We start from the raw sequence: 24124 nt of genomic DNA, 5'->3' as shown, positions 1-24124 counted from the left end.
CTTATTAAGCTTTACCTAGCCAAGATGTGCCGCTACCGTCGATAGGCTGCCCACCACCGTTGACACAACCGCCTGCGCAGTTCATCACTTCAATAAAATGGTAAGGCGAGGTGCCAGCCATAACATCTTTCAGGATAGGAGCTACGTTTTTCCCCATATCGTGAACTACAGCGACTTTGGCAGTAATCTCTTGGCCTAGTGATTTGTCGAATAAGGTAATTTCGGCTTCTTTTACGCCTTCTAGCCCGCGAACAGGTTCAAAGTCTAACTGTGCCATTTCATCACCGGTTAGAACTTTATGAGCTGTACGGACAGCCGCTTCCATTACACCACCTGTGGTTCCAAAAATGGTACCTGCGCCAGTGTAATGTGAGAACAAGCTATCACCTTCAAAGTCATTCGCTTTAGCAAGATCAATTTCTAGAAGCTTAAGTAGCTGAGCCATTTCTCTTGTGGTTAATACCGCATCCACGTCAGGGTATTCAGCGGCGCTTGAGCCATTGTTTTTGTGGTACGCCCATGCATCGTTAAATTCTGGACGAGAGGCCTCGAACTTTTTAGAAGTACAAGGCATTACCGATACAGTGAAGATGTTTTCAGGGGGCATGTCATAAACATTGGCGCCATAGGTTTTTGCAACCGTACCAGCCATTTGTTGTGGTGATTTGGCAGTGGATAAATTAGGCAGCAAGCTAGGGTACTGAGTTTCTAAGTAACGGACCCATCCTGGACAGCAGGAAGTGAACTGAGGTAAGGCTCCGGCGTCAGCTTCGCCTTTTAGGTTACCGTGAAGACGGTGAATAAATTCACTGCCTTCTTCCATGATGGTCAAGTCTGCGGCAAAGTTACAGTCAAAGATCTTAAAGCCAGCCTGATTCATAGCACCGTATAATTTATTGGTAACTAATTCACCTTTGGCAAAGCCAAATTCTTCACCAACTGCTACTCGAACCGCTGGGGCGATAATACCGACAACTTGAGTATTAGGATCTGCTAGTTTTTTAATAACTACATCAAGTGCAGAATGGGTTTCGTTAATTGCGCCAAATGGACAATTGACTAAACACTGCCCACAGCTTAAGCATTTATCTTTATTAATGGTATGAGCGGCACCCGATGCGCCTTCGATGGCATCAGTCGGGCAGAACTTATTACAAGCATCACAACCTTTGCATTTGGATGCCTCGATCTCAATCAGCCCGTGAATTTCACCAGGTTGATACGTTTTCACAGTCATGTTCCAAGAGTTCCTTGTTATCTGCGACTTAGCATATATTTATGCGTTTATGTTAATTAGATGATGTTGTTTTCGTTGAAATGAAAACGCTTCGATTCTATTAACATTAGCCGCAGAGCCCTATGACATTAATCTCGATAAAATAGTTTTTTATAGATAACGGCTTAGTTTTATCCATAAAAAAATGCATAATTATTGTTTATTCGCTGTCTTCTTCAGCAAGTAATTCAACAACGTACTTTTGCATCATCTTTTCTAAGTAAGGTTGCACATCTTTATCTGACCAATCTAATAAGCCACGTGCGAATCCGATCATATTCCCTCTTGCATCAAACATAATGGTTGCCGGTATGATGTTGGCTGGGAAGATTTCTTCGATATCTGAGTTAGGATCTAGCCATGTATCGTATGGGGAGAAGCCGTATTTCTCTAAAAAGGGTTCTACCAACTCCTGATGCTCATCGATTGAAATTGGAATCATTGCAAAAGGATTATCTTTATTGGCTTCGGCGATTTTTTTCATCATCGGAATTTCTTTTAGGCAGGGTGAGCACCAAGTTGCCCAAAGGTTTACCATGAGTAACTTACCTTTGTGGTCTGCGAAGGACACTGAGTTACCTTGGAGATCGGTAAAGGTGACATCTCTTACGGACCGGGCCCAATCCATGTCGGTATATCCAGTCATGATCATAGGTTTTTCTATTTTCGGCGCTGTGCTATACGCTTTATTTGAAAACTGATCAGCAATTGCGGTTGTACAAAGTAAGCTAGCTGATAGTGCTAGTGAACAAAGTAATGAAGGTTTCATTGTTGTTACTCCCAATACGTTTTATTGGTCTTTTAAGTAGATGTAAAGACGGCATGAGCCGCCAATGATTAGTAAAAGTGGTGCCAGCCAAAGAAACGCAGTATCGCGATTAAAGGGAGGCTTGTAGTGTATCTGTTCGCCGTACCGGGCAATCATGAAATTAATAACGTCCTGCTTACTTTTTCCTTCATTCAGCATGGTAAATATATGGGCTTTTAATTCGCTAGCAATGCGAGCGTCGCTTTCAAACAGAGTTTTATTTTGAGACATAGGACAGCGCAATTCTTTGGCGATTTCAAAACCTAAATCTCGAACTGTTTGATTAGCAAACGCGGTTGCTGATGAGAAATAAGCAGCAACGACCAGTGTGATTAAAAGCCCTATAACAGGTCTAGTTAGCATCTTTTTGTTCTCCTATGACCCAACGTAATTGATAGCAGCCCACCAATCATGATTAAGCCACCGCCCAACCATAAAAAACTGACGAAAGGTTTAATGCTGATGCGAATGAGGTACTCGGACTCACTGAGCTGCCCTCCCATTGATGCATAGATGTCGCGGCTAAGGCCCCAATTAGTTCCGGCAGCGGTGCGCTCAATCGCGTTAGATTTAAACGTTTGTCGCTGGGGGTAAAGGTAACCTAAGAGGTTTTCATCAATATCCATGACTTGGATGTTCGCTTGGATGGCTTTATAACTGTTAGTTTCCACGTTTGTGGTCGCTTCATATACGAAAATGTAGTTGCCAATCTCTCGACCTTGTCCTGGGCCCATGCGCATAACTTCATCTTCTTCGAAATTGGACACCGCAGTAGCGCCAATAATGGCCACAGCCAAACCTAAGTGGGCGATAATCGCACCGCTTTTTTGAGTCAGACTACTGAGCTTATTTGTCTTTGCTGCCATGATGAGCATGGCGATAATACTTGCGATTAAGTAGCTGCTTGCTAATACACCGGCAAATAACCAGCCATTTAATGTGTCGTTATAGGCGGTTACCCCTGCAGCTACCAATACGCTCGCGCCCAACATAGAGGCCCATAGTTTTGGGTAACGGTAGTTTAGAGCGATACCTAGAACGACCACGCTAAGTACGACGATGGGGACAAATATTGTATTGAAATAAGGGGGGCCAACACTAATGCTTTGACCGCTAAACAGTTGGTAAATGATCGGGTAATAAGTACCTAAAATAACGCTGAACGCACCGACAATGATAACAAAGTTACCTAGCACTAATAGTTTACTTTGTTGAGATAATTTTTGGGCCGCACTCGAAAGTAATGGGGCCGCTCTTAGATACTGAAAAACAGCAATGGCTAAGAAAATTCCGAGCAAACCTAATAGAAGTAAGCCGCGTTCGGGGTCAACAGCGAAGGCGTGTACCGACTGAACAATACCACTTCGAACAGTAAACGTGCCCAGTAAAGCTAATAAGAAGCCGGACAATGCCAATATCATCGTAAACTTATGGGTTTGCTGGCGGCGACTCACTGTGCATTGATGGACTAATGCTGTTGCAACTAACCAAGGTATGAAAGAAGCGTTCTCTACAGGATCCCAAAACCACCATCCTCCCCAACCAAGCTCGTTATAAGCCCACCATGAACCGACAACGTTACCACCAGTGAGTAGTACCCAGGCAATGATTGAGTGATGTCGAATGAGCTTGATATCCGATTGTTCAACTCGTTGCTTTAAAAGAGTGGCTAGCGCTAGAGCAAAGACAATGGCAAGCCCTACGTATCCTAAAAATAGCAAAGGCGGGTGAATGACTAGGCCAATATCTTGCAAAATTGGGTTAAGATCTCGGCCTTGTGTCGGGATATCAGGTAAGTTGCGCGCAAAGGGGTTGGAAGTGAACAGTAAAAAAGTTGAAAAGCCAGCTAATACTAGCCCTAAGAACATACGGTAGTTATCAACAAATTCCTGAGTAATATTTTCTTTTTGGCGTACGGTAAGGCCCCATAAACTCATTGCAAGCACCCAAAACAGCATGGAGCCCTCGTGGCCTCCCCAAAATGCTGCAACCTTATATAAGCTCGCTAAGTGCGTATTAGAGTGATCAGCAACGTAGGAGACTGAAAAGTCATCACCCAAAAATGCGTTTACCAAAATTATTGACGCTATTACTAAGCTCACAGCGCAAATTCTAAGTAAGGGCTTGCTGTAAGATTTTAACTGTTCAGCTTTTTTTATACGTCCTAACCAAGGCACGCCAAAAAGCAGCACCGCGCTCACATTGGCGATGGCAAGCAGATACAGTCCTAGTTCTGGAAACATAAAATAGGTGCCTTATATTGTCATGCTCGGTGTATTCAGCTGAACACACCCCCTTGTTAATGACCTGATTCTTGAGCAGGTACTCGTTATTTCGGCTGCAGGATATAGAGTGTTAACTGACGCTTCTGTGATGTGCCTCAAATTAGTGTGTGTCCACAACTATGCACCTAGTTGAACTGTGATGTTGGTTATTTTTTGATTTTTTGTTTACTGTCAGCCCTCGTTTTTTACATATAAAAAACACAAACAGACATTATTTAAGTTGCTGTTTGTAAGAGGATTTTATCTTTTTTTATTTCTTTTTGGTTTAACTGGGGGTGAGGTGTGATCTTGCTCTCTAGAAAACTTTACTAGTTAGGTAAAAATCCGCTCCGTCGAATCAAAGCAGCTGATGGCTCATGACCCACCGGCTGACTATAAACATAATATTTAACGGCGAAATATCTAGGAGATAATGATGAGTCGATTCAAGTACGCTGCTGCAGCACTAACAGTGCTAGTAGGCTTGGGAACGACTGCTGTACACGCTAGCAAATTCGATAACAAGAAAGAGCTAGGCAAAACTGCACAGTCAGTTATTGCCAACAAAGACGGTAAGTTCAGTGGTGACGAAGATCGAGTTGGTGTTAAAACGCTAAACGATTATATTGTTCAAGAACAGGAACTTTGGGATTTCTTATTTGAAAACCACCCTGTGTTCAATGTTTACGAAAAAGACGGTCGTATGAAAGGCAAGTACCACATTTCCGACCGTGGTGAAGAATACTATGATACTGGATACTCTCAGAAGTACTCTGAAGCAGCTGGTTCTCCTAAAGCGCTACAATACCGTTTAGGTGCTAAGTCTATCTTGGACTATCCAAACAAGTTTGTAGGCCCAGAGAAATGTGGTGAGTGTCACGCTCTGCAATACGAGAAGTGGAGCCGTTCTCGTCACTCGAAAACCATCCGTTTCCCTGGCGAACACCCAGAAGTTGATAACGATCTTAAGAAAGTAATGTACGATACCAAAGACACGGGTATCCTACCTTACGGTATCACTGCTGATACCATCTATGCGACCGTAGGTACTCCGCGTACTAAGTACGGTTACATTGATAACTACTTGATTCGTGGTACATGGCACGTAGTTGACGGTCAATTCAAAGACAGCACTGGTACTCTAGTTGCTGGTGGTAACCAGTTCTCTCGTGGTTGGGCTGAGTGGATTACACCTGAAATGGGTGCCCGCATTGCTGAGAAAGTTCCAGGCTTCCCTGCTACCATGGAAGAGTACGGCGCGTCGGGTTCTGCACAGTGGGGCATGAGCTCCTACGGTGCTAAGTATGAAGAAGGGTTCCTATTCCAACCTGCGTCTTCTTACTGCGAAATATGCCATACCTTTAAGTTTGACTTCCAAGATAAGAATGAGTTCTTCGATGCCCTGGGTGATGCTAAGAAACTTCAAGAGCACACGATTGCTAAAGGTATTTCTTGTGAAGAATGTCACGGCGCTGGTGGTCACTTAGACGGTGGTGTTGGTAACGGTTCTATGCCTTCTAACTGTGAGCGTTGTCACCAACGTTTTGAATGGTATGACAACCTAGCTGATACTCCTGAAGCTGAAAAACGTATGGAATATGCGTTCGGCGTTAAAATGAAGTCTGCTTGCCCATCTTGTGGTACTGAAGGTTCGCAGCTTGCTGGTTCTATTCACTACCAAAAAGGCATGCGTTGCTCTACCTGTCACGATCCACACGAAGTAACTGGTGGTGACTACGATTGGACTTCTGAGTTCACTCGTCCTGCAATCAAGCAAACTTGTTCTGACTGTCACGCAACTCAAGCAGAGTTCTTTGCTAACACGAAAACGCACCAAGACATGACGTGTACAGCTTGTCACATGCCTAACATGGGCTCATGTGAGAACTTCACAGCGATTCAAGCACCAGACCACGCAGGTTTCGACGCTGTACGTAAAGCTCACATCATGAAAATTGACGTAAGCCCAGATCGTAAGACTCTAAACCCACCACCAGGTGTTGATCGTAATGATTCGGCAGCTAAGGGTTGGACGGTAGCTAAGAACGAAGAAGGTTTCTACTACCTAGATCTAATGTGGTCTTGTGCTCGTACCGCCGTATCTGACGTTGATTTGTATGAGAACAAGGGTTGTCACTCTCAGTTCCAATCGGAACTTGATGAAGCACTGCACTTCACTGACCAACTTGCTATTTATGGTGAAGTTATGAAGATGCAAAACCCAGTGAAAGAAGCTTACGCACAAACTGTAGGTATCTTAGCTGGCCTAGACGCTCAGTTAGAAGTTACCAAGCTTGACGCTGCGACTCGTGCGCAAGTAGCTAGCCTGCGCCTGCAAGCTCAGCAAATTGTGCGCAAAATCGAGAAAGACGGTTCTTGGGGTGTTCACGCATCAGCTTATACCAAATCAATGGTAGAAGATGCGCTAGCGCTAGCCACTCAGGCACAAACCTTGATTCGTTAATCGTTTGAGTAACTATTCCTAATAATGGGAATAACAACAGCGTTCGGTGTAAATGATTACACCGAGCGCTGAAAAGAGAAAATCATGAACAAGCCAATTAGAAAATTCTTACTAACATGCGCCTTATTATTTAGCTTTCCTGGAATAGTGAGCGCGGGAGCCGGTGGTGAAATGACACCGATTGACTTGCAGACTCTGGTAAAACCGAATCCTATATCACTGCGAGAAGCCTCAACGTTAGTAGGTAGAGAAGACATTACGTTTTACGACGTTAATACTCTCGAAATTTGGGCGGATGGACATGTACCAGGTTCAGTCTATTTTAACGTTAAACGTTGGAAGCGGCTGTTGCCAGAGAACAAGGATGCGACACTCATATTTTACTGCGCTAATCAACTGTGCGATTCAAGCAGAGAAGCGGCAGTTTCGACGATGGAACTAGGCTACACCAACGTATTTCACATGGCTGATGGTATTTGGGGCTGGAGACAGCGCGGATATCCGATTGAACGCCCCTAATTACGGTTATTAACCCAGAATTATTTATTACCACAGGATCATAATGACAATGATTAAATTTAAATTTTCCTCCATCGCAATTGCTACTGTACTGACATTTTCTGCTAGTGCTTTTGCAAAGCAACCCGTTACCGATTTAGAAAAGCAATCTTATAGTCTAGGTGCGTCAATTGGTAAGTCTGTATCACATCAGGTGTATAGCCAAGTAGGTATTGGTGCTGACGTAGATGTCGATTTCATCGTAAGTGGATTCGTTGACGCGTTAAAACAACAAACCTCTTTGAGCAATGAAGAGATCATTGATTACTTGAATCAACGCAGTGAACAACTGAATCTACTTGCTAAAAAAAGACATGAAGAAGTATTGGCACAAGCTAAGCAGCAAGGTGAGCAGTTGCTCGCCGAGAATAAAAAGAATAGTAACGTTGTAGTGACGGACTCTGGTCTTCAGTACGAAGTTATTAAATTAGGTGATGGCGAAAAGCCGGCACCGGAAGATATTGTTACCTTACGCTACCGTGGTGAACTTGCTGATGGCACTGTTTTCGAAGACACCATGGATTCCGAAACACCTAACCATTTCCCTATTCTTCAAGCGTTTGAAGGTTGGAACGAAGGTTTACAATTAATGCCTGTGGGCTCTACGTTCCGATTTGTCGTTCCAAGTGAATTAGCATTCGGAGAAAATGGGATTCGCGGCATCCCAGGTAACTCGGTTCTAGTGATGAATGTTGAATTACTTGCAAAAGAAAAACCCAGTGACAACTCTCAAGGCATGGGCCTAAATCGAGTGGGCATGGGTGGAATGATGGGTCACTAGACCGAATAAAGAATTTGATTGAGTACGATGTTGGAAATAAGGGGGGAGTCATGAACCAACTAATTGTAGCCATGTTTGCGGTATCAAGCGTTTTCGCAATGATGCTATGGCGCCACCATCGATACTTACAAACAACTGCTCGCCAAACCAATAACAATGGAGAGGTGAGTGGTGATCAGCTACTTGGTACTGATTCGATGGTGTCGAACCGTCCCGGCGCACACAGCTTAGTACTGATCAATTTAACTCTAATTACAATTGCAGGGTTGGTATACAGCCAGCTTGGTCATTTCAGTAATTGGAACAAAGGTTTCGAGAACGAGCATATTGACTATCTTATTGTTGCACAAATTAATAAGGATAGACGATTAGCTTCGGAGCAACCCACAAACCCTCAAGTTTTAAAAGACTTAGCACATTCCTATGTGCAAGGGGGCTTGTATCGTGAAGCTGTCGAAACCTTTGACCAATTGTTGGCGATCACTGGTTCCAATGCTGAGATATTAGGGCTTAAAGCAACTTCTATGTATTACCGGGATGGTAGGAGTTTGGGTCCTGAAACAATGGCCGTAATAGAGGAAGCTTTGGACTTGTATCCGGCAGAACTCAATACACGATTGTTATTAGGGACCGACGCATTTATTCATTCTAACTTTGATGAAGCGATCGCTCATTGGCAAGTTTTGTTAACCAATGACAATCAGAACTTTAATCGAAATGCGATTAATAATGCGATTACACGAGCCAAGATAGCGAAAGAAGGCTAGCTTCTAAGCTAAAAAAATTGGACGTATATAACTAAATAATTCTTACCAGATTTATCTGGAATCAGGAGGATTTTGTGAGCCAAAATCTAGAAAGACGTAAGTTTCTCAAAGGGCTAGGAGCTGGCGCTTTGATACTTGGTCCAGTTGGTTGCTCTTCATATAAAGAAGAGGAATCCGACAAGCCCAAGCCTCACTACGTCTTGATTTTCGACCAAAACAAATGCGTTGGTTGTGGCGATTGTAAGGATGCCTGTGTGGAAGAAAATAATCTTCCAGAAGGTAACCATCGCTTGCTGCTTGAACACAAACGCGGTGCGGTAGAAGGCGTTCCTTGCCCGGTATGCGGAAACACCACAGGTGATTGTAACTGTGAGCGTCAATTCGTTCGCGTTTCATGCCAACAGTGTAATAACGCTCCTTGCGTAAAAGTTTGCCCAACAGGTGCGGCTAAGCGTGATGAAGAAACCGGTATTGTTACTATGGATAATAGTAAGTGTGCTGGCTGTAAATACTGTATTGGTGCCTGCCCTTACAACGCTCGCTTCATGAACAACGAAACGCAAGTTGCTGAAAACTGTGATTTCTGTTTGAACACACGCGTTAAGAAAGGCGAGCTACCGGCTTGTGTTTCAAAATGTCGTTACGATGCGTTGATATTCGGAGACTTAAACGAGCCGAACTCTTACGTTGCTAAACTGCTTCGTGTTAAAGATTCAGTTCGTATTAAAGCGCACTTCGGTACCGAACCACGTGTTCGTTATATCCCATCGGTTAAGACAGGAGTATAACTATGGATGGTTCGTTAGATTTTACAATAGGTCTATCAGATGGCGTTGCTTGGCCATGGCCAATTGCGGTGTATTTGTTCTTAGCAGGTATTTCAGGCGGTGCCCTGATTATTGCTTTGGCGATACGCTTCTTTAAGGGTCAAACCGAGAACACGCCATTATATAAAGCAGCTACACTCATTTCATTCATAACTATCAGTCTTGGTATGTTGTGTTTGGTATTGGACTTAAGCAATCCGTTGTTCTTCTGGCGTATATTAGTGTTCTATAACCTAAACTCAGTTATGAGTATCGGGGTTTTGGCACTACTGCTTTATATTCCGATCACCGTTATTCTGTGTTTGTATGCTTTCGAAGAAGAAATCCGCCGCAGCGGACCAAGCTTCTTGGTTGGTATCATTGAAGCACTTAAGCCATTGCGTGGCAAAGTAGAAGCGTTAGCGTTTGTACTAGCGATTGCAGTGTGTGCTTACACAGGCTTCCTAATCTCTGCTTTGATTCGCTTCCCACTGATTAACACAGCTGTGCTACCAGCATTGTTTGTCGCATCTGGTCTATCTGCCGGTGCTGCAAGTGCTAAGCTGATTGCTGTTAAGTACTTTGGCGAAGAGCTTCACAGTAAAGATATGCACACTCTACACGGTGCTGAATGGCCAATCATGGCAGCAGAAGTTCTGTTTATTGCTATGATTGCGATTGCTTTAGCGGGCGGAAACGCAGCTGGACAATATGCCTTCCAAGCATTCACTACCGGTGTTTGGTCGAGTGTATTCTGGATAGGTGTTGTGGCAGTAGGCTTCCTTGGACCTATTATTGTGAATTTCGGCTTAGGTCGCGATTTCGCACAGTCATCTAAGGCACTGTATATGTCATGTTTGTTCGCGATTAGCGGCATGATGTGTTTACGTCTATTTATTCTGTATGCAGGACAAACTTACGGAATTTAATTAGATGCTTGAAACTGCATGCGCAACAAGGCATGCAGTTTCTTTATTAATACTGTTGCTAAAAAAGGAGGTTACATAGCAGCAGGTACATAGGTAAATGAACCATGAGATACGTACTTCTTCTTTTATTATGGTTGCCTCTAGCGAGCGCTTGCGGCGATTCTCATGAGCATAATCACGCTCACCACCATCATGCCAGCGAACTTCACGATCATGACCGTTGCACAATGTGCGGAATGGCGATTACTCGCTATCCTGGGCCTAAAGGGCAAATTTTCATGAAGGGTAGTGACGAGCCAGCTAAATTTTGTTCGACTCGAGATATGATGATTTTCGCGCTACAACCGGAAAATCGCAGACAAATTGAAGCCATTTTTGTTCATGATATGGCGGCAACTGATTGGGAAAGCCCTGCCGATACCGCTTTTATCTCCGCAGAGGATGCGAAATTTGTTTATCACACTAGTAAGAAGGCGGTTATGGGACCTGCGGTCGCACCGTTTTCAGATGAAAATGCAGCAACAACCTTCATTGATGAGTGGGGTGGCAAGCTTTATAGCTTAGATCAAATTACGATCGATTTACTTGAAAAGCCCTAAATGAACAGTTTATACCGTGCTTTGGTACTAGCCGTAGCATTGGCGCCAGGGTTGGTTAATGCCGACTTTGAGAAGGAGCCTGAGCCTATTAGGGTTGCCTCAGTCTCACAGTTGCATACGGCTTTGGCTAGTGCTGCTGATGGTGATGTCATTCTGATGGAGCCTGGTATTTATGAGACTCATTTTGAAATAGATAAGAGTATTCGGTTATTAGGTCAAACCGGCGTGATTCTTGATGCAATGGGAACTGGCAGTGCTATTTTAGTGCTCAGTTCCAATGTCTCGATTGAAAACCTGTTCATTCGCAATTGGGGCAGCGATATTTCCGACTATAATTCGGCAATTGAGGTGGATGAGCACCTTAACAATATTCGTATTGTTAATAACCAAATGTCTGGTCCGGGCTATGGTGTTAGAATCGATGTCTGTAACGAAGTGGTTGTCGATTCTAATATTATCAGTGGTGACCCCGCTCTTCCCTCTCTTCGGCGCGGTGACGGTATTCATTTAAAAGAAGTGAACAACGCTACGGTCACTAATAATGTCATTAATACCGTGAGAGATGGCATATATATTGAATCTGGCCACGTTAGCACTGTTCATGGTAATCAAATAGATACCGGACGATATGGCATTCATTATATGTATGCCAAACAAGGACGCGGCTTTGATAATAGCAGTACCAACATGAATGGTGGCTATGCATTGATGGGAAGTGAATCCTTAGAGTTTTTTGGCAATCACACCCACGCAAATGACGAGTTTGGGATTCTGCTCAATTTAACGAATCATTCTAGCGTGTATAACAACTCCGTTTCTCACATTAATAACCCTGAAGTCGGTGCAGAGCCTGCAAAAGCATTATATTTGTATAGCGCTGACAACAATCAGATTACTGATAACATTTTTAGTCATGCAGACCTTGGTGTGTATATGGCGCTTGGGGGCGAAAACAATCGTATTTATCGCAACCAGTTTATTAGTAATCAAATTCAGGTGAAGTACGTTGGTAGTCACTTAGTTGATTGGAGTTTTGATGGGATTGGTAACTATTGGTCGTCAAACCTCAATTTTTCTTTATCAACAAAGCTGGCTTTGGAGCCCTATCGCCCTAGTGATGCCCTGGATCGACTGTTTTGGATATACCCAGAAGTCCAGTTCTTAATGAATAGCCCAGTAGTTAGTGTGCTTCGATGGCTACAAGATAAAGTGCAAATTTATCCGGAAGTTGGTGTTATAGACAGTTTCCCTTTGCAGCAACCCAACCAAACCAGCTCCTTAACCGATAAGAAAGTAAATGAATACAGTTACTATAAGCCAGTTGACTAAGCGTTATCCTTCACACACCGCCTTATCGGGTATTAATGTTAGTCTGGAAGCCGGTGAAACAGTCGCTCTATTGGGGCATAACGGTGCCGGTAAATCCACCTTAATAAAATTAATTTTAGGGGTTATTCAGGCTGAGCGCGGGACTATAGAGTTTAGAGATCGTCAGGGACGTTTGTGTGGCCGAAATAGCCCATTGAATATTGGTTACTTACCAGAGAACTTATCTCTGTATGAGCGAATGACGGGCTTAAAAGTTTTGAGCTTTTTTGCCGACCTCAAAGGTGTTAGCACTGACGAAGTTCAGCAAACCTTACACGATTGTAATTTGCATGATGTTCAACATCAGTTGGTAGGCAGTTATTCAAAAGGCATGAAACAACGGCTGGGTTTAGCCCAAGCGATTTTGGGTAATCCTGATTTGTTGTTACTTGATGAACCTACGGTAGGCTTGGATAGCCACTCTACGGAATATATGTATCAAACCTTGAATTCGCTAAAGCGCATAGGGTGTACGATATTGGTGTGTACCCATGAACTGCCGTTAATTCAAAATCATGCGGATCGTTATTTGATTCTTGGACAAGGTAATTTGCTTGCGTTTGGTGATCTGGAAGCGCTTCAACAAGCCACCAACTTACCCACTCGAATTCAACTGCCTAGCAATGCTGAATTACCGAATTCGCTGCCTGAGGAATTTTTTGTTGATAATGACCAAATTTGTTGTGATTTTTCTATGCGCGCAGAATTAATTAAGTTTATAACTACGCAATGCCAAGTGTTTGATTTTGTTGTTTCTGATCCTAATTTAAGTCAGGTGCTGAGTTGTTATCTCAGTAAATCAAAAAGAATTGAGGGGCGCTAGCAATGAAGTCCGCGATATCGTGTTTTATCCGCAAAGAAATATCAGATGCTATTCGCAGTCGTTGGTTGGTAGGATTAGCGGTTTTATTTTCGTTAATCATGTTAGTGATTGGTGGCAGCAACAGTTTTTTAGGTGGTGAATACGCAAGCCTAGATTTATCGAAAGCCATCATAAGTCTAGCCGGCGTTTGTGTTGTCATCGTACCTTTGATTTGTATCTTATTGAGTTACGATAGCATTGTTGGAGAGCAAGAGACTGGCACTTTGCTGTTGCTCATGGCTTACCCTATTAGCCGCTCAAGTATTGTTTTAGGCAAGTTTATCGGTAAGGCGATAGTTGTCGGTATAACTCTGCTTATTCCTATCGTTTTATTTGGTGTGTATGTTTCTTTGAATAGTGACGCCGAGTTTACTTATATAAGTTTTTTGCTCGCTAACTTTTTTGTTTCGCTATGGCTTCTAGCGCTTGTATTTATTCTTATCAGCTTATTGGTAAGCACTCAGGTAAAAGAGAAAGCTAAGGCGTTGAGTGGACTGTTTTTTATTTGGTTTTGTTTAGTGCTTCTATGGGATCTATTGATTCTATTGGTAGTGGTCATATTTCCTAATTTGGTAAGCTCCAGTGCAATCAATACCGCGATAGCTATTAATCCCGTCGATGTTTTTCGAGCGATTAATCAAATTGCTGTAGGTGACGTGCAATTTTTAAATGGCTTAATAACTATCAATTCCGATCTCGTAATCATCGCGGGTTATTTTGCATTGTTAGCCTGGGTCGCACTCCTTAGCGTCGCAGTAGCCAAGCTTTTTAACCGCAAGCAGCTTTAAAAGCTTAACTCTTTAGGGACGTACCCCCCCTCTTTTTTTTGGGGGGGACGTACCCCCTTTTTATTTTTCACAATTTTCAAAGGGTTACGCGGGTAGGGTACGTCCCCTTAGAGGTGGGCGGCTTTTTTGAAGCTGGCGATGGCAGCGTATTGCTCGCCTTGATTTTCCTGTATTTCGGCAAGCGTTAACCAACGAGCTTTAGTGGGCGCTATGTTGCAGCAGGTTTGCCAATAGGGTTTGGCCTGTTTATAGAGGCGTTCTTTGAGGAGTAAGCGACCAATGCACTCATTTAAGGGAGCGGATTCTGGGTGCTGATTATGCAGGCTTAACAGCAAGTTTTGCAGTTTTGGGTTGTCTTGCCAAGTCATGAGTTCGGCGACTGCATCCAGGGTGGCAGCATCTTGAACTTGCTTAAGTTGTTTCACCAACAGTTGGTGAGCTTCTTTGGCATCGAAGCGCGCTAATTGCTTGCAATATTCTGCTTTAATGGCGGGTTTATTACGCTCCGCTCTCGGCATCCAATGCCAGTGTTTTCTCAGTTCATCTAAGCTGTGGTTATGCTCGGTTTGTAACTCGCCCAAGTCGACTTGGGTTAACAGTTGCCGCGCTTGCTCTTCATCGATGACGTGCTTTTTCTTTAACACCGGCAGCAGCAGTCGCAGCAATGGCCAGTCTTTTTGGCAGAGATACACTTCCTTAGCCAATGCCAACAGCGACGGCTTACTTTTGGCTGAGATGGACAGCTGATTCAAAATGTTGCGAGCTTGGGCAACTTCGCCTTGCTGCAGTTGGTAGCGAACTTGAGCCACTAACGCCGCTTGGCGGGCATTGGGTTGCTGTTGCGCTTGAGCTAAGTAGCGGTCGCGGTTGGCGTGGTTGCCTTGCTGTTGCGCAGCCCGGGCCGCGGCTAAATAATTCAGCGCCGGCAGCTCGCCCTTATCCGCTCCCTTGATCATGGAGGCTTCGGCTTGCGCCCAATCTTCTTCCGCTAATGCTAACGCCCCCGATAAAGTATGTTTTCGAGCCGCTTTTTTACGCCACCTCTCCGGTAAGTAGCGGCTGCTTAACAGGGTGTTGATGATAGCGACAATTAGCCATTCAGTCAGTTGCAATGCGCTGAAAAACAAGATGGCGACGATGAGCAGAGCGATGACCGAACTTTCGATGGTGTAATCACCTATCGCGACCAGCACGTACCCTTTGTTTTGAATGATGTAGGGGGCCAATATCATGCCCGCCAGAATAAGGATTAAATAGGCGAAGACTCGGATCATTGGTTATCCTCCGAGGCAGGAAGCAAGTGACCGTAATTAACCAACTGTTGTAGTGGAGCCGTGGAACGGAATTGCTCAGGGTAGCTTTGTTGTAAATTAACTGCTTTTAAGTCTCGCAAGGTCGCTAGGGTTTTCTGTGTTTGACGATGATTCAAATCAAAGTAGCGATTGACCCATTTTTCCGCCGTTTCGATTGCAGTTTGATAATTGGCTTGCTCATCTCGATACAAAGCGATTTGCGCGCGCAGTAGCCGGTTGCGGATATTTTCTTTGAGAAACCACTCTTGCTCCGGGGCTAACAGAGCTTCAGTATCAGCATTGCGACGGCGCACGGTAATCAGATCGTCAAATAAGCGGTTCCATGAGGCCAGAATGTTGGCGCGCCAGTTTGCCGCATCATCGCTGACTGATGTTGCCGCCTGTTGAGATTGCTGTTCTGGTAACTCGACAAAGTTGACCTGTAGGTTGTCGATATGGTCTATCAAGCTGTCTAGTTTTAACGACATACCACTTAAATCAATGGTGTCGATTGCCTTAAGGGATTGAATGTCTTGAGCCAAGGCTTTTCGCAGCGGTGTGAGCGAGGGCGTATCCATGGCCGCAACTCGACCGTCAGCGCTTTCCAATAAAGCAATGGCGCTGTTAATGTCTCGCTCTAACCATAATTTTCGACCCGCCATCTTCACCAAGTAGTCAGCCTCGGCGGCAAGCCAGTGATTGGGATTGCGATCAGCTAAGCTTTTGACCATACCTTGGGTTCGACGCTGAGCCTCTGACAGTGTTGCCAAGTCTTCGGAGGTCGCGTCAGTTTTAGCCGCAGTTTGCTGTTGCTCGGCGGCGATGGCGCTGATTTGCTGTTGGGTTTCAGTGACCGCCTGCTGAACTTGAGACGATAATTGCGCTGCGATGTTGTCTTGCAATTGCTGCTGTTGGGCTTGCAGTTGTTGGAATTGAGTGAACAGCCAAGCGCCGGCTGCTAAGGTTAACACTACCAACAACAAGCAAAGCCAAACCAAACCCTTGCCCTTATCAGACGAGGCGGTTTTTACTTGTGGACGTTTAGTTTCCGCGGTTGGTTTTGGCTTAGATTGAGCCGGTGAGGGCTTGTTGGACTCTGTTTTTGTTGCTGCTTTTGCGGCAGCATGGTCACCAGCTGCAGGCGTTTTTTTAGGGCTAGCGGTCGTTTCAGGCTTTACCGGCTTGTCTTTACTTGACTCTGGGCTATTACTGTTGCCCTCGATTTTGTTGTCGCTCATCCCATTCGCCTTTTAGTTGTTTTACTGCTTCAATAACGGCTTTGTCGTTTGCACCTTGTGCGTTAACGACGCTTTGGATGCCCATGCCTTGAGCCATATCCATTACCCGTTCGCTGGGTACTATAAAGTGTAGCTGTGCGAGCCATTGCCAATCATTGTTCTGAACCTGTGACCGCAAATTCTGCAGGGCCTCACCACTGGTTATTACTATGGTATCAATTTGTTGTTGACGCCAATGCTGACATAACGAGTTGATATCACACTCGGGAACTCCCCGTTGATACACTTGCCAGTAACGAACCTCAGCCCCGCGTTGTTGCAGCTCTTGCGCTAAGGTTTCCCGTCCGCCATTGCCTCGCACTATCACAATGCGTTGCTCGGCAACGTCTTGCAAACTCGACAGATCCAATAGACCTTCCGTTTGTTGCAAATGCTCCGGTGCGGTTTCAGCGAGGATACCGTATTCGCTGAGTTTAGCTTGCGTGGCTAAGCCTACTGCTAAGCATTGTACCTGCGTTCGGCCGATAATTTGAAGTAAATCCTTTGCAAATTCAACTGCATTGGTGCTGATAAAGATAATTTTATCAGCCCAGTTAGCCAGTTGCGCTGGGGTATATTGACGGGAGTCGGGATTGGCTTGTATTTCAAGCATGGGTGCAACGCTAGTACGCACACCCATACTGGCTAATTGCTGTTGTAGAGAATGATTGCGCCCTTTCGGGCGCGTCAGCAATAGCGATTTAGGCATGGCTTATTGACCGTAAACCTCATCCAAAATACGCTTGGCACCGCGACCTAATAGTTCATCGGCTAATTGGATGCCTAGGGCTTCATAATCCGCTTTAGGACCTGAAATTTCGCCTTCGATGATCTCGGTTCCACAGGTGCTGCCCACTAAACCGCGTAGGTGCAGTGTATCGCCGTCGATTTCGGCATAAGCGCCGATTGGCACCTGACAACCGCCTTCTAAGCGAGTGTTCATGGCGCGCTCGGCCAAAACGCGATAGCGGGTTTCTTTGTGCTCAAGAGGCGCAAGCAGCGCTTTAACGCGCTCATCATCTACACGACACTCAATACCAACCGCACCTTGACCATTTGCAGGTAACGAGTCCTCGGTGGACATAAAGCTGGTGATGCGCTCTTCAAGCTCTAAACGCTTAAGGCCTGCCGCAGCAAGAATGATGGCATCATAGTCGCCATTGTCGAGTTTACCAAGACGAGTGCCCACGTTACCGCGCAAGTCTTTAATAACTAGGTCTGGGCGGCGGGCTCGTAACTGGCATTGACGACGTAAACTTGAGGTGCCGACCACTGAACCTTCAGGCAGTTCATCAATGTTTTTGTAGGTATTGGACACAAACGCATCACGAGGATCTTCGCGCTCACAAATAATTTCTAATCCTAGACCTTCTGGGAAATCTACAGGAACGTCTTTCATAGAATGCACGGCGATATCAGCAGTGTTCTCTAGCATACAAACTTCCAGCTCTTTTACGAACAAGCCTTTGCCACCAACTTTCGCCAGAGGTGTATCAAGGATAATGTCGCCCTTGGTACTCATCGGTAACAAAATTACCTCTAATCCCGGGTGAGCGGCTTCTAGCTCCGCTTTAACGAAGTATGCTTGCCACATAGCCAGAGGGCTTTTACGGGTAGCGATTCGTAGTTGTTGGTTTGCCATGGTCAATCTTCCAAAATGCTGTTTTAAACGAATTGCTGCAATGCTAGCACCGCCTTAGCGTTTATGTAAGCGACCCATGTTTGATCTTTGACGAAAGCAGGAAGTTCTTTTCTGGTTTTATTGATCCGGATCACAAAATTAGAAGCATCTAAACAAAAGTGTTAACATGATCACGTTTTCGTCAAAACTGAGGAGTCCGATCATTGCTGCAAGTCCCAGCTAGCGACCATCAATTCGCGCTAGAAACCGCTAAAAACGTCAATCAATTACGCTTGCAAAGAGCACTTGCGTTGTTGACGAGCCAAGGGGCTGCATTGCTTGAAGCGTTGCCGGCTTTATTTCATTTCCACGACCCGGCATTACCTGGTTATATCGAAGCGGATACTCCTCACGGTATTCAAACTTACCTAGACCCGATCGCCTATCAAAAACTGAACCAGTTAGAATTTTCTAGGCCTTTATTTCACCGCAAGCCACAGGGCGAGCTCATTGGCGTATACGCAATGGGCAGTACCGGAAGTTTTGGCCACAGTCACGACAGCGATATTGATCTTTGGGTGATTCATCATCCCCTTTCTAATGAGCAACAATCGTTACTGAATCGCAAATGTGACCTCATTAGTGACTTCTTTGCCGATTTTGGTCTGGAGTTAAGCTGTTTTCTGGTCGCTCCAAATCAATTTATTGAGCACAAGGGTGGACAGCTAAGCCAAGATGCCAGTGGTTCAGCTCAACATTGGTTGCTGCTGGATGAGTTTTATCGCACCCACATTTGCTTGGCAGGGCAGCAAATTCAGTGGTGGCCAAAGGAATACGGTGACTGTCAACAAGCCTTGGATTTAGGTGACTTAAGCGAACTTCCGGCCAGTGAATACTTTGGTGCGGCGTTATGGCAATTGCACAAAGGGCAAGCCCGCCCTCATAAATCGCTGTTAAAGGTATTGCTGTTAGAAGCCTACTCCGAAGATTACCCTAAAGGCGAGTTGCTGTCTCAAACCCTATGGCGGCAAGCTTGCCAAGGGGATTACTCCTGTGACAACGACCCTTATGTGTTGCTGTTGCGACGGGTGAGTAATTATTTAAAGCGGCACTACGATGATTCGCGGTTGGAGTTGGTGCGCCAGTGCTTTTACTTAAAAAGCGGTATCACGCTAACGGATAACCAACAAAATAAAGATTGGCGCCATGACTTTATGGCGTCGTTGACCAACAGTTGGGGCTGGAGCGCGCACCACATTGCGCAATTAGACAACGTCTCAGATTGGGACGCTGCCAAACTTACTCAATTTAACCGTCAGTTAGATGAGCTGCTGCTATCGAGCTATAACCGCTTGGTTAAGTTTGCGGGCCGCCAACAACTGACTCACGACATGAGTCTGGAAGATTTGGGATTGTTGACGCGGCGTATGCATACTCGCTTCAATCCCGATCCAAATAAGCTGAATACCTTCAATCGCCTTTGGAGTCGCAATCAAGCTGAAGCCATACTGCACATTGAGTCTCACAGTGAACGAGGGTTTAATTTGTTTGGTCGCAACCTGGGCGTTGGACCCAGAGCAAAACCAAGATTACTGCATCGAGCTAAATCGGCGCTGGAGCTGGTGGCGTGGGCTCGACTTAATGGAGTTTGCAGCGACCAAACGCAATGGCGTCATCAAGGCGATCTTGGTTTGTATTGGTTAAATAAGGTGGCGGCGTCTTTGACTAAGGATGTGCTCGCTCAACCTAAGGTGACTTTAGATAATTTAAGAAATCCTTGGAAGTATAATGCTTTTATTTGGGTTGTTAACCCACTCACCGATCCCGTTAAAGATTTTAAAGGGCAAAGTCTAACCATCAACTTTTTTGGGAATTCAATTTTCAACATTGGAGCCATGAATACCAATCTGGTGGGCAGTATGGGGGTGTTGGCGCGCACAACATGGGGTGAGTGGCATTGCTATCTGTTCGATGGTGAACAAGCGATACTAGAAGCGCTGCAGTTTGCTTGCCAAAGTGAAGCAAGAGAATGCTCCTCTTATCAAACCTTATGTTGCAGTGATAACCTCAGCAAGAAGCTAATTGATGCCATTTCTATATTATTAAAAAATGGTGTCTCAACCTGCCTAGACTCGCCGCAACACGACCCGCAAGAGCAGCCCTTAAGATTGGGTGGTAAGGACTATCTGTTGAACTTTAGTTCCCTAGGGATGACCTATCGAGAAGTGGATTTAGCATCCACAGTTCGGCAAAAACGTGGCGGTCATTCGCAACTGCTGACGTCAAAAAAGACGACCATCAAGCAACGTCTGCTTACAAAACTAAGGTTTCCCCGGAAAGGCGATTAACCATTTCAACCAATACTGGCTGCAAGCTGGTTTGATTACGTGAATCAAACCAGTCATTGTTGTCGGCTTGATATTGGTAATGTGAAGCGCCCAGCTTACTGGCGAGCCAAAGCTCATGCAGAGGCTCTTGCTTGTTGAGCACCAACTGTCCGCCATCGGCAAATTCTAATTGCAGCACATTGCCGGTTCTATCAATATCAATATCTAATTGTTGGTCATCGATGGCTTGTTCTACTTTTGCCATGAAAAGATCGGCAACTTGATGAAATTCACTGTCAGTCATTAGCTTAAGCTCTATGAAAATTAGATGATGAATGCGATTATAGAGTGCATTATTAACGACAAACAAGATAGAACACGCAATATGAAACAAACTTTGTTCGTAGCAGCTCTATTATTGGCGATGGCAGGCTGTGGCCAAAAAGGGGCGCTGTATCACGCCGAGCCTGAAGACACCAACCAACAGCAAGCGCCACAGCAACCGGAAAAGCCGGTTGCCCCTAAAACCGAGCAAGCTATCGATTAACTGGCCGAGCGAAGGAGTTTACCTTGGATTTTTTTCAATACCGTCAAAATCAGCTGTTCGCTGAAGAGTGCCAAGTTGAGGCGTTAGCACAAAAATACGGAACCCCTTTTTATTTGTATTCGCGCGCCACTATTGAGCGTCATTGGCATGCTTTTAATAATGCAGTTGAAGGGCACCCGCATTTAATTTGCTACGCGGTTAAAGCTAACTCCAACTTAGCGGTGTTAAACGTAATGGCTAAGTTAGGCAGCGGATTCGATATTGTTTCAGGTGGTGAGCTGGCACGAGTTATAGCCGCTGGCGGCGATCCAAGCAAAGTGGTTTTTTCAGGCGTTGGAAAAACTCGAGATGAAATGAAACAGGCACTTGAAGCTGGCATTTACTGTTTCAATCTTGAGTCCGGGGCAGAGCTTGAGCGCCTTAATGAGGTAGCACTGAGTATGGGTAAGGTGGCCCCAGTGTCCATTAGGGTTAACCCGGATGTTGATGCCGGAACTCACCCTTATATTTCAACGGGCTTAAGCGAAAATAAATTCGGCATCACCATGGAGCAGGCGCTTGAGGTATTCCAACGAGCTCAGCAGCTGGATGGTGTTGCGATTAAAGGGGTGGATTGCCATATTGGTTCGCAATTAACAGAAATCCCGCCATTTCTCGACGCCTTAGATCGATTGTTAACCTTGATTGATGAGCTTGAAGGGTTAGGAATACGCATTCATCACCTCGATGTTGGCGGTGGCTTGGGGGTTAATTACGGTGATGAAAATCCACCTCACCCCGACCAGTACGCTAGAGCCCTGTTGGATAAGCTTGGCGACAGAAAGCTGACCTTAATTTTCGAGCCGGGGCGCGCCATTATGGCCAACGCTGGCATTTTGGTTACTCAGGTCGAATTCTTAAAACAAAACGGTGATAAGCATTTTGCCGTTGTCGATGCCGCCATGAATGATCTGTTGCGACCGTCGTTGTATTCCGCGTGGCAAAATATTATCCCATTACGTCCTCGCAAGGGTGAACCTACTCATTATGATGTGGTTGGGCCCATATGTGAGACGGGAGACTTTATTGGCAAAGATCGCGCGCTTTGTATCGAAGCCGGTGATAAGCTCGCGGTGCGCAGTGCAGGTGCTTACGGTTTTGCCATGGCATCGAATTACAATTCGCGTCCAAAAGTTGCAGAAGTCATGGTGGATGGTGAAAAAGATCATTTAGTACGAGCGCGAGAAACCATAGAGCAGTTATGGCAAGGCGAGCAAGTTTTGCCGTAAACTGGTTGAATCAACTTATATTGAGCGAATGAATGCTATTACAATTTTCTAAAATGCATGGCTTAGGCAATGATTTTATGGTGGTGGATGCGGTGACTCAAAACGCCTACTTCTCGCCAGAGCAGGTGCGTAAACTGGCAGATAGATTCGTAGGCGTTGGTTTTGACCAATTGCTAATCGTAGAGCCTCCCTATGATCCGGAGTTAGACTTTCATTACCGTATTTTTAATGCCAATGGCACAGAAGTCGAGCAGTGCGGTAACGGCGCCCGTTGTTTTGCTCGGTTTGTGCGAATGAAGGGTTTAACCAACAAGAATTTAGTTAAAGTCAGCACCAGCGCCGGTAAAATGACCTTGCGCTATGAAAAGGACAATCTGATTTCGGTTAACATGGGCATACCGGTTTTCGAACCTAATCGAGTACCGTTTAAAGCCAAAAAAATCGATAAAACCTATATAATTCAAGCACTTGAACAAACATTCTTTGCGGGGGTAGTGTCTATGGGCAATCCCCACTGTGTTCTCGAAGTGGATGATGTTGAACAGGCAGATGTTGCCAGTATTGGCCCCGCCATTTGCCAACATGAGCGCTTTCCTAAACAAGTTAATGTGGGATTTATGCAGGTGCTGTCGCCAAACCATGTTAAGTTGAGAGTGTTCGAGCGCGGTGCCGGAGAAACCCAAGCTTGCGGTAGTGGTGCTTGTGCGGCGGCAGTGGTTGGGCAATTTCAAGGAAAGCTGGGGCGAAAGGTGCAGGTCGACTTGACGGGTGGTACCCTTAATATTCAGTGGGATGGTGTGGGTAAACCGTTATTTATGACTGGGCCTGCAGAGCACATTTTTGATGGACAAATTCAGTTATGACGTTAAGCCATAGTGAACAACTGGAACAAGAGTTAAACGAGCTCAACCAAATCGATGAGCATATCGTTCGCGATTACCTGCTGGCCAATCCGGATTTTTTTGCTCATCATCCAGAGTTGCTGTTAAGCATGCGGTTAACTCACCCGGAAAAAGGCTCCATATCGTTGATGGAACGTCAACAAGAAACCATGCGTCATCGTATGCGTCAACTGGAAGAAGAAATTACCAATTTGATGACCGTGGCGAATCATAATGAGCACATTTTCCGCTTTAACTCTCAGTTATGTTTACAATTACTGCGCTGCGAAACTCGTAAAAGTTTCATTACCTTAATGCAGCATAGCCTCAAGCAAGAGTTTGCGATTCGAAGAGTCGAAATTGTCGAGATCGATAGCGACAATTTTAATGCGCAAAAGGTGTATCAAAAACGATTGCTCACTGGTCAGTATTTTGGTCGGTTAAGTGACGCCGAAAATCAATGCTTGTTTAGTGCGCCCGTTGGCTCTGTTGCCTTGTTGAAGCTTGATTTTAGTGATACTCAAGCCATATTGGCCTTCGCCCATGACGACCCCGCTCACTTTCATTCGCGCATGGACAGTTTGTTACTTGAGCAACTGCGTCAACAAGTCAATTATCTGTACCCAAGCCTTAGGTAGCTT

The 24124-nt window shown here is 45.1% G+C and carries 24 protein-coding genes; 15 read left to right on the top strand and 9 right to left on the bottom strand.

Features of this window, described 5'->3' with window-relative positions; genetic code table 11:
* Positions 1-4 precede the first annotated feature (4 nt).
* The 4 genes from hydA to CLC91_RS05585 all read right to left on the bottom strand — a co-directional run bounded on the left by hydA (position 5) and on the right by CLC91_RS05585 (position 4327).
* On the bottom strand, positions 5-1237 hold the full coding sequence (hydA, locus tag CLC91_RS05600; RefSeq protein WP_095497779.1) for an iron hydrogenase large subunit HydA: 1233 nt from the start codon (positions 1235-1237) through the stop codon (positions 5-7).
* A 199-nt stretch (positions 1238-1436) separates the two neighbouring features.
* Positions 1437-2045 carry a TlpA family protein disulfide reductase gene (locus tag CLC91_RS05595; RefSeq protein WP_095497780.1) on the bottom strand — a complete coding sequence of 203 codons (609 nt, stop codon included), beginning with the start codon at positions 2043-2045 and terminating at the stop codon, positions 1437-1439.
* Between the two features lie 21 nt (positions 2046-2066).
* Positions 2067-2447 (bottom strand): cytochrome c-type biogenesis protein, encoded by a 381-nt coding sequence (locus CLC91_RS05590; RefSeq protein ID WP_095497781.1) that lies wholly within the window; start codon positions 2445-2447, stop codon positions 2067-2069.
* On the bottom strand, positions 2441-4327 hold the full coding sequence (locus CLC91_RS05585) for a heme lyase CcmF/NrfE family subunit (protein ID WP_095497782.1): 1887 nt from the start codon (positions 4325-4327) through the stop codon (positions 2441-2443). The genes CLC91_RS05590 and CLC91_RS05585 overlap by 7 nt, the downstream gene beginning before the upstream one ends.
* Positions 4328-4784: 457 nt before the next feature.
* Here CLC91_RS05585 and CLC91_RS05580 point away from each other — a divergent pair, with 457 nt between their 5' ends.
* The 10 genes from CLC91_RS05580 to CLC91_RS05535 all read left to right on the top strand — a co-directional run bounded on the left by CLC91_RS05580 (position 4785) and on the right by CLC91_RS05535 (position 14270).
* Entirely contained in the window at positions 4785-6812 is a 2028-nt protein-coding gene (locus CLC91_RS05580) for a cytochrome c3 family protein (protein ID WP_095497783.1), read from the top strand.
* Positions 6813-6983: 171 nt separating this feature from the next.
* Positions 6984-7331: a rhodanese-like domain-containing protein gene (locus CLC91_RS05575; protein ID WP_408634210.1), complete on the top strand. Its 348-nt coding sequence runs from the start codon at positions 6984-6986 to the stop codon at positions 7329-7331.
* 49 nt (positions 7332-7380) lie between these two features.
* Entirely contained in the window at positions 7381-8151 is a 771-nt protein-coding gene (locus tag CLC91_RS05570; protein ID WP_233132581.1) for an FKBP-type peptidyl-prolyl cis-trans isomerase N-terminal domain-containing protein, read from the top strand.
* Between the two features lie 50 nt (positions 8152-8201).
* Entirely contained in the window at positions 8202-8918 is a 717-nt protein-coding gene (locus tag CLC91_RS05565; protein WP_095497786.1) for a tetratricopeptide repeat protein, read from the top strand.
* A gap of 74 nt (positions 8919-8992) precedes the next feature.
* On the top strand, positions 8993-9706 hold the full coding sequence (locus CLC91_RS05560) for a 4Fe-4S dicluster domain-containing protein (RefSeq protein WP_095497787.1): 714 nt from the start codon (positions 8993-8995) through the stop codon (positions 9704-9706).
* A gap of 2 nt (positions 9707-9708) precedes the next feature.
* A complete protein-coding gene (gene nrfD, locus CLC91_RS05555; protein WP_095497788.1) occupies positions 9709-10653 on the top strand; it encodes an NrfD/PsrC family molybdoenzyme membrane anchor subunit in 945 nt (314 codons plus the stop codon).
* Between the two features lie 104 nt (positions 10654-10757).
* Positions 10758-11252, top strand: a complete 495-nt coding sequence (locus tag CLC91_RS05550; RefSeq protein ID WP_095497789.1) for a nitrous oxide reductase accessory protein NosL — start codon at positions 10758-10760, stop codon at positions 11250-11252.
* Positions 11253-12581, top strand: coding sequence for a nitrous oxide reductase family maturation protein NosD (gene nosD, locus CLC91_RS05545; protein ID WP_095497790.1), 1329 nt, complete (start codon positions 11253-11255; stop codon positions 12579-12581). It abuts the gene before it with no gap.
* Entirely contained in the window at positions 12550-13443 is an 894-nt protein-coding gene (locus CLC91_RS05540; RefSeq protein ID WP_095497791.1) for an ABC transporter ATP-binding protein, read from the top strand. The genes nosD and CLC91_RS05540 overlap by 32 nt, the downstream gene beginning before the upstream one ends.
* A gap of 2 nt (positions 13444-13445) precedes the next feature.
* Positions 13446-14270, top strand: a complete 825-nt coding sequence (locus CLC91_RS05535) for an ABC transporter permease (protein ID WP_095497792.1) — start codon at positions 13446-13448, stop codon at positions 14268-14270.
* Between the two features lie 107 nt (positions 14271-14377).
* Here the strand turns inward: CLC91_RS05535 and CLC91_RS05530 are convergent, their stop codons facing one another.
* From CLC91_RS05530 to hemC, 4 genes are read right to left on the bottom strand one after another with little or no spacing between them, the layout of a single operon-like run.
* Positions 14378-15544 carry a heme biosynthesis HemY N-terminal domain-containing protein gene (locus CLC91_RS05530; RefSeq protein ID WP_095497793.1) on the bottom strand — a complete coding sequence of 389 codons (1167 nt, stop codon included), beginning with the start codon at positions 15542-15544 and terminating at the stop codon, positions 14378-14380.
* The gene (locus tag CLC91_RS05525; protein WP_095497794.1) at positions 15541-16800 is read right to left on the bottom strand and encodes a uroporphyrinogen-III C-methyltransferase; all 1260 of its coding nucleotides are present in this window, start codon (positions 16798-16800) and stop codon (positions 15541-15543) included. Before CLC91_RS05525 ends, CLC91_RS05530 begins: the two co-directional genes overlap by 4 nt.
* Positions 16769-17548, bottom strand: coding sequence for a uroporphyrinogen-III synthase (locus CLC91_RS05520; RefSeq protein ID WP_095497795.1), 780 nt, complete (start codon positions 17546-17548; stop codon positions 16769-16771). Before CLC91_RS05520 ends, CLC91_RS05525 begins: the two co-directional genes overlap by 32 nt.
* A gap of 3 nt (positions 17549-17551) precedes the next feature.
* Complete coding sequence (hemC, locus tag CLC91_RS05515; RefSeq protein ID WP_095497796.1) at positions 17552-18481, bottom strand: hydroxymethylbilane synthase; 930 nt, start codon at positions 18479-18481, stop codon at positions 17552-17554.
* A gap of 203 nt (positions 18482-18684) precedes the next feature.
* Here hemC and CLC91_RS05510 point away from each other — a divergent pair, with 203 nt between their 5' ends.
* Positions 18685-20808: a class I adenylate cyclase gene (locus CLC91_RS05510; RefSeq protein ID WP_095497797.1), complete on the top strand. Its 2124-nt coding sequence runs from the start codon at positions 18685-18687 to the stop codon at positions 20806-20808.
* Here CLC91_RS05510 and cyaY read toward each other — a convergent pair.
* Positions 20774-21091: an iron donor protein CyaY gene (gene cyaY, locus CLC91_RS05505; RefSeq protein WP_095497798.1), complete on the bottom strand. Its 318-nt coding sequence runs from the start codon at positions 21089-21091 to the stop codon at positions 20774-20776. The two genes, CLC91_RS05510 and cyaY, sit on opposite strands and share 35 nt — an antisense overlap.
* A gap of 24 nt (positions 21092-21115) precedes the next feature.
* Here cyaY and lptM point away from each other — a divergent pair, with 24 nt between their 5' ends.
* The 4 genes from lptM to CLC91_RS05485 are packed head-to-tail and all read left to right on the top strand — an operon-like array spanning position 21116 to position 24121.
* Entirely contained in the window at positions 21116-21334 is a 219-nt protein-coding gene (gene lptM, locus CLC91_RS05500; RefSeq protein WP_095497799.1) for an LPS translocon maturation chaperone LptM, read from the top strand.
* Between the two features lie 23 nt (positions 21335-21357).
* Positions 21358-22602 (top strand): diaminopimelate decarboxylase, encoded by a 1245-nt coding sequence (lysA, locus tag CLC91_RS05495; protein ID WP_095500123.1) that lies wholly within the window; start codon positions 21358-21360, stop codon positions 22600-22602.
* Between the two features lie 32 nt (positions 22603-22634).
* Entirely contained in the window at positions 22635-23465 is an 831-nt protein-coding gene (dapF, locus tag CLC91_RS05490) for a diaminopimelate epimerase (RefSeq protein WP_095500122.1), read from the top strand.
* Positions 23462-24121 (top strand): DUF484 family protein, encoded by a 660-nt coding sequence (locus tag CLC91_RS05485; RefSeq protein ID WP_095497802.1) that lies wholly within the window; start codon positions 23462-23464, stop codon positions 24119-24121. Before dapF ends, CLC91_RS05485 begins: the two co-directional genes overlap by 4 nt.
* Positions 24122-24124 lie beyond the last annotated feature (3 nt).

Origin of the sequence: Paraferrimonas haliotis, from assembly GCF_002282895.1 — a bacterium.
Classification (GTDB): Bacteria; Pseudomonadota; Gammaproteobacteria; order Enterobacterales; family Shewanellaceae; genus Paraferrimonas; species Paraferrimonas haliotis.
Note: the sequence above shows the minus strand (reverse complement) of the source record. Positions and strands in the feature narration are given on the sequence as shown.

Excerpts from the sequence above, each read along its gene's own strand:
- hydA (WP_095497779.1), bottom strand. The coding sequence starts at position 1,237 with ATGACTGTGAAAACGTATCAACCTGGTGAAATTCACGGGCTGATTGAG.
- CLC91_RS05575 (WP_408634210.1), top strand. The coding sequence starts at position 6,984 with ATGACACCGATTGACTTGCAGACTCTGGTAAAACCGAATCCTATATCA.
- CLC91_RS05535 (WP_095497792.1), top strand. The coding sequence starts at position 13,446 with ATGAAGTCCGCGATATCGTGTTTTATCCGCAAAGAAATATCAGATGCT.
- CLC91_RS05590 (WP_095497781.1), bottom strand. The coding sequence starts at position 2,447 with ATGCTAACTAGACCTGTTATAGGGCTTTTAATCACACTGGTCGTTGCT.
- CLC91_RS05580 (WP_095497783.1), top strand. The coding sequence starts at position 4,785 with ATGAGTCGATTCAAGTACGCTGCTGCAGCACTAACAGTGCTAGTAGGC.
- CLC91_RS05540 (WP_095497791.1), top strand. The coding sequence starts at position 12,550 with ATGAATACAGTTACTATAAGCCAGTTGACTAAGCGTTATCCTTCACAC.
- CLC91_RS05565 (WP_095497786.1), top strand. The coding sequence starts at position 8,202 with ATGAACCAACTAATTGTAGCCATGTTTGCGGTATCAAGCGTTTTCGCA.
- dapF (WP_095500122.1), top strand. The coding sequence starts at position 22,635 with ATGCTATTACAATTTTCTAAAATGCATGGCTTAGGCAATGATTTTATG.
- CLC91_RS05485 (WP_095497802.1), top strand. The coding sequence starts at position 23,462 with ATGACGTTAAGCCATAGTGAACAACTGGAACAAGAGTTAAACGAGCTC.
- lptM (WP_095497799.1), top strand. The coding sequence starts at position 21,116 with ATGATGAATGCGATTATAGAGTGCATTATTAACGACAAACAAGATAGA.
- CLC91_RS05525 (WP_095497794.1), bottom strand. The coding sequence starts at position 16,800 with ATGAGCGACAACAAAATCGAGGGCAACAGTAATAGCCCAGAGTCAAGT.
- hemC (WP_095497796.1), bottom strand. The coding sequence starts at position 18,481 with ATGGCAAACCAACAACTACGAATCGCTACCCGTAAAAGCCCTCTGGCT.
- CLC91_RS05585 (WP_095497782.1), bottom strand. The coding sequence starts at position 4,327 with ATGTTTCCAGAACTAGGACTGTATCTGCTTGCCATCGCCAATGTGAGC.
- cyaY (WP_095497798.1), bottom strand. The coding sequence starts at position 21,091 with ATGACTGACAGTGAATTTCATCAAGTTGCCGATCTTTTCATGGCAAAA.
- CLC91_RS05595 (WP_095497780.1), bottom strand. The coding sequence starts at position 2,045 with ATGAAACCTTCATTACTTTGTTCACTAGCACTATCAGCTAGCTTACTT.
- CLC91_RS05530 (WP_095497793.1), bottom strand. The coding sequence starts at position 15,544 with ATGATCCGAGTCTTCGCCTATTTAATCCTTATTCTGGCGGGCATGATA.
- nrfD (WP_095497788.1), top strand. The coding sequence starts at position 9,709 with ATGGATGGTTCGTTAGATTTTACAATAGGTCTATCAGATGGCGTTGCT.
- CLC91_RS05570 (WP_233132581.1), top strand. The coding sequence starts at position 7,381 with ATGATTAAATTTAAATTTTCCTCCATCGCAATTGCTACTGTACTGACA.
- nosD (WP_095497790.1), top strand. The coding sequence starts at position 11,253 with ATGAACAGTTTATACCGTGCTTTGGTACTAGCCGTAGCATTGGCGCCA.
- CLC91_RS05550 (WP_095497789.1), top strand. The coding sequence starts at position 10,758 with ATGAGATACGTACTTCTTCTTTTATTATGGTTGCCTCTAGCGAGCGCT.
- CLC91_RS05520 (WP_095497795.1), bottom strand. The coding sequence starts at position 17,548 with ATGCCTAAATCGCTATTGCTGACGCGCCCGAAAGGGCGCAATCATTCT.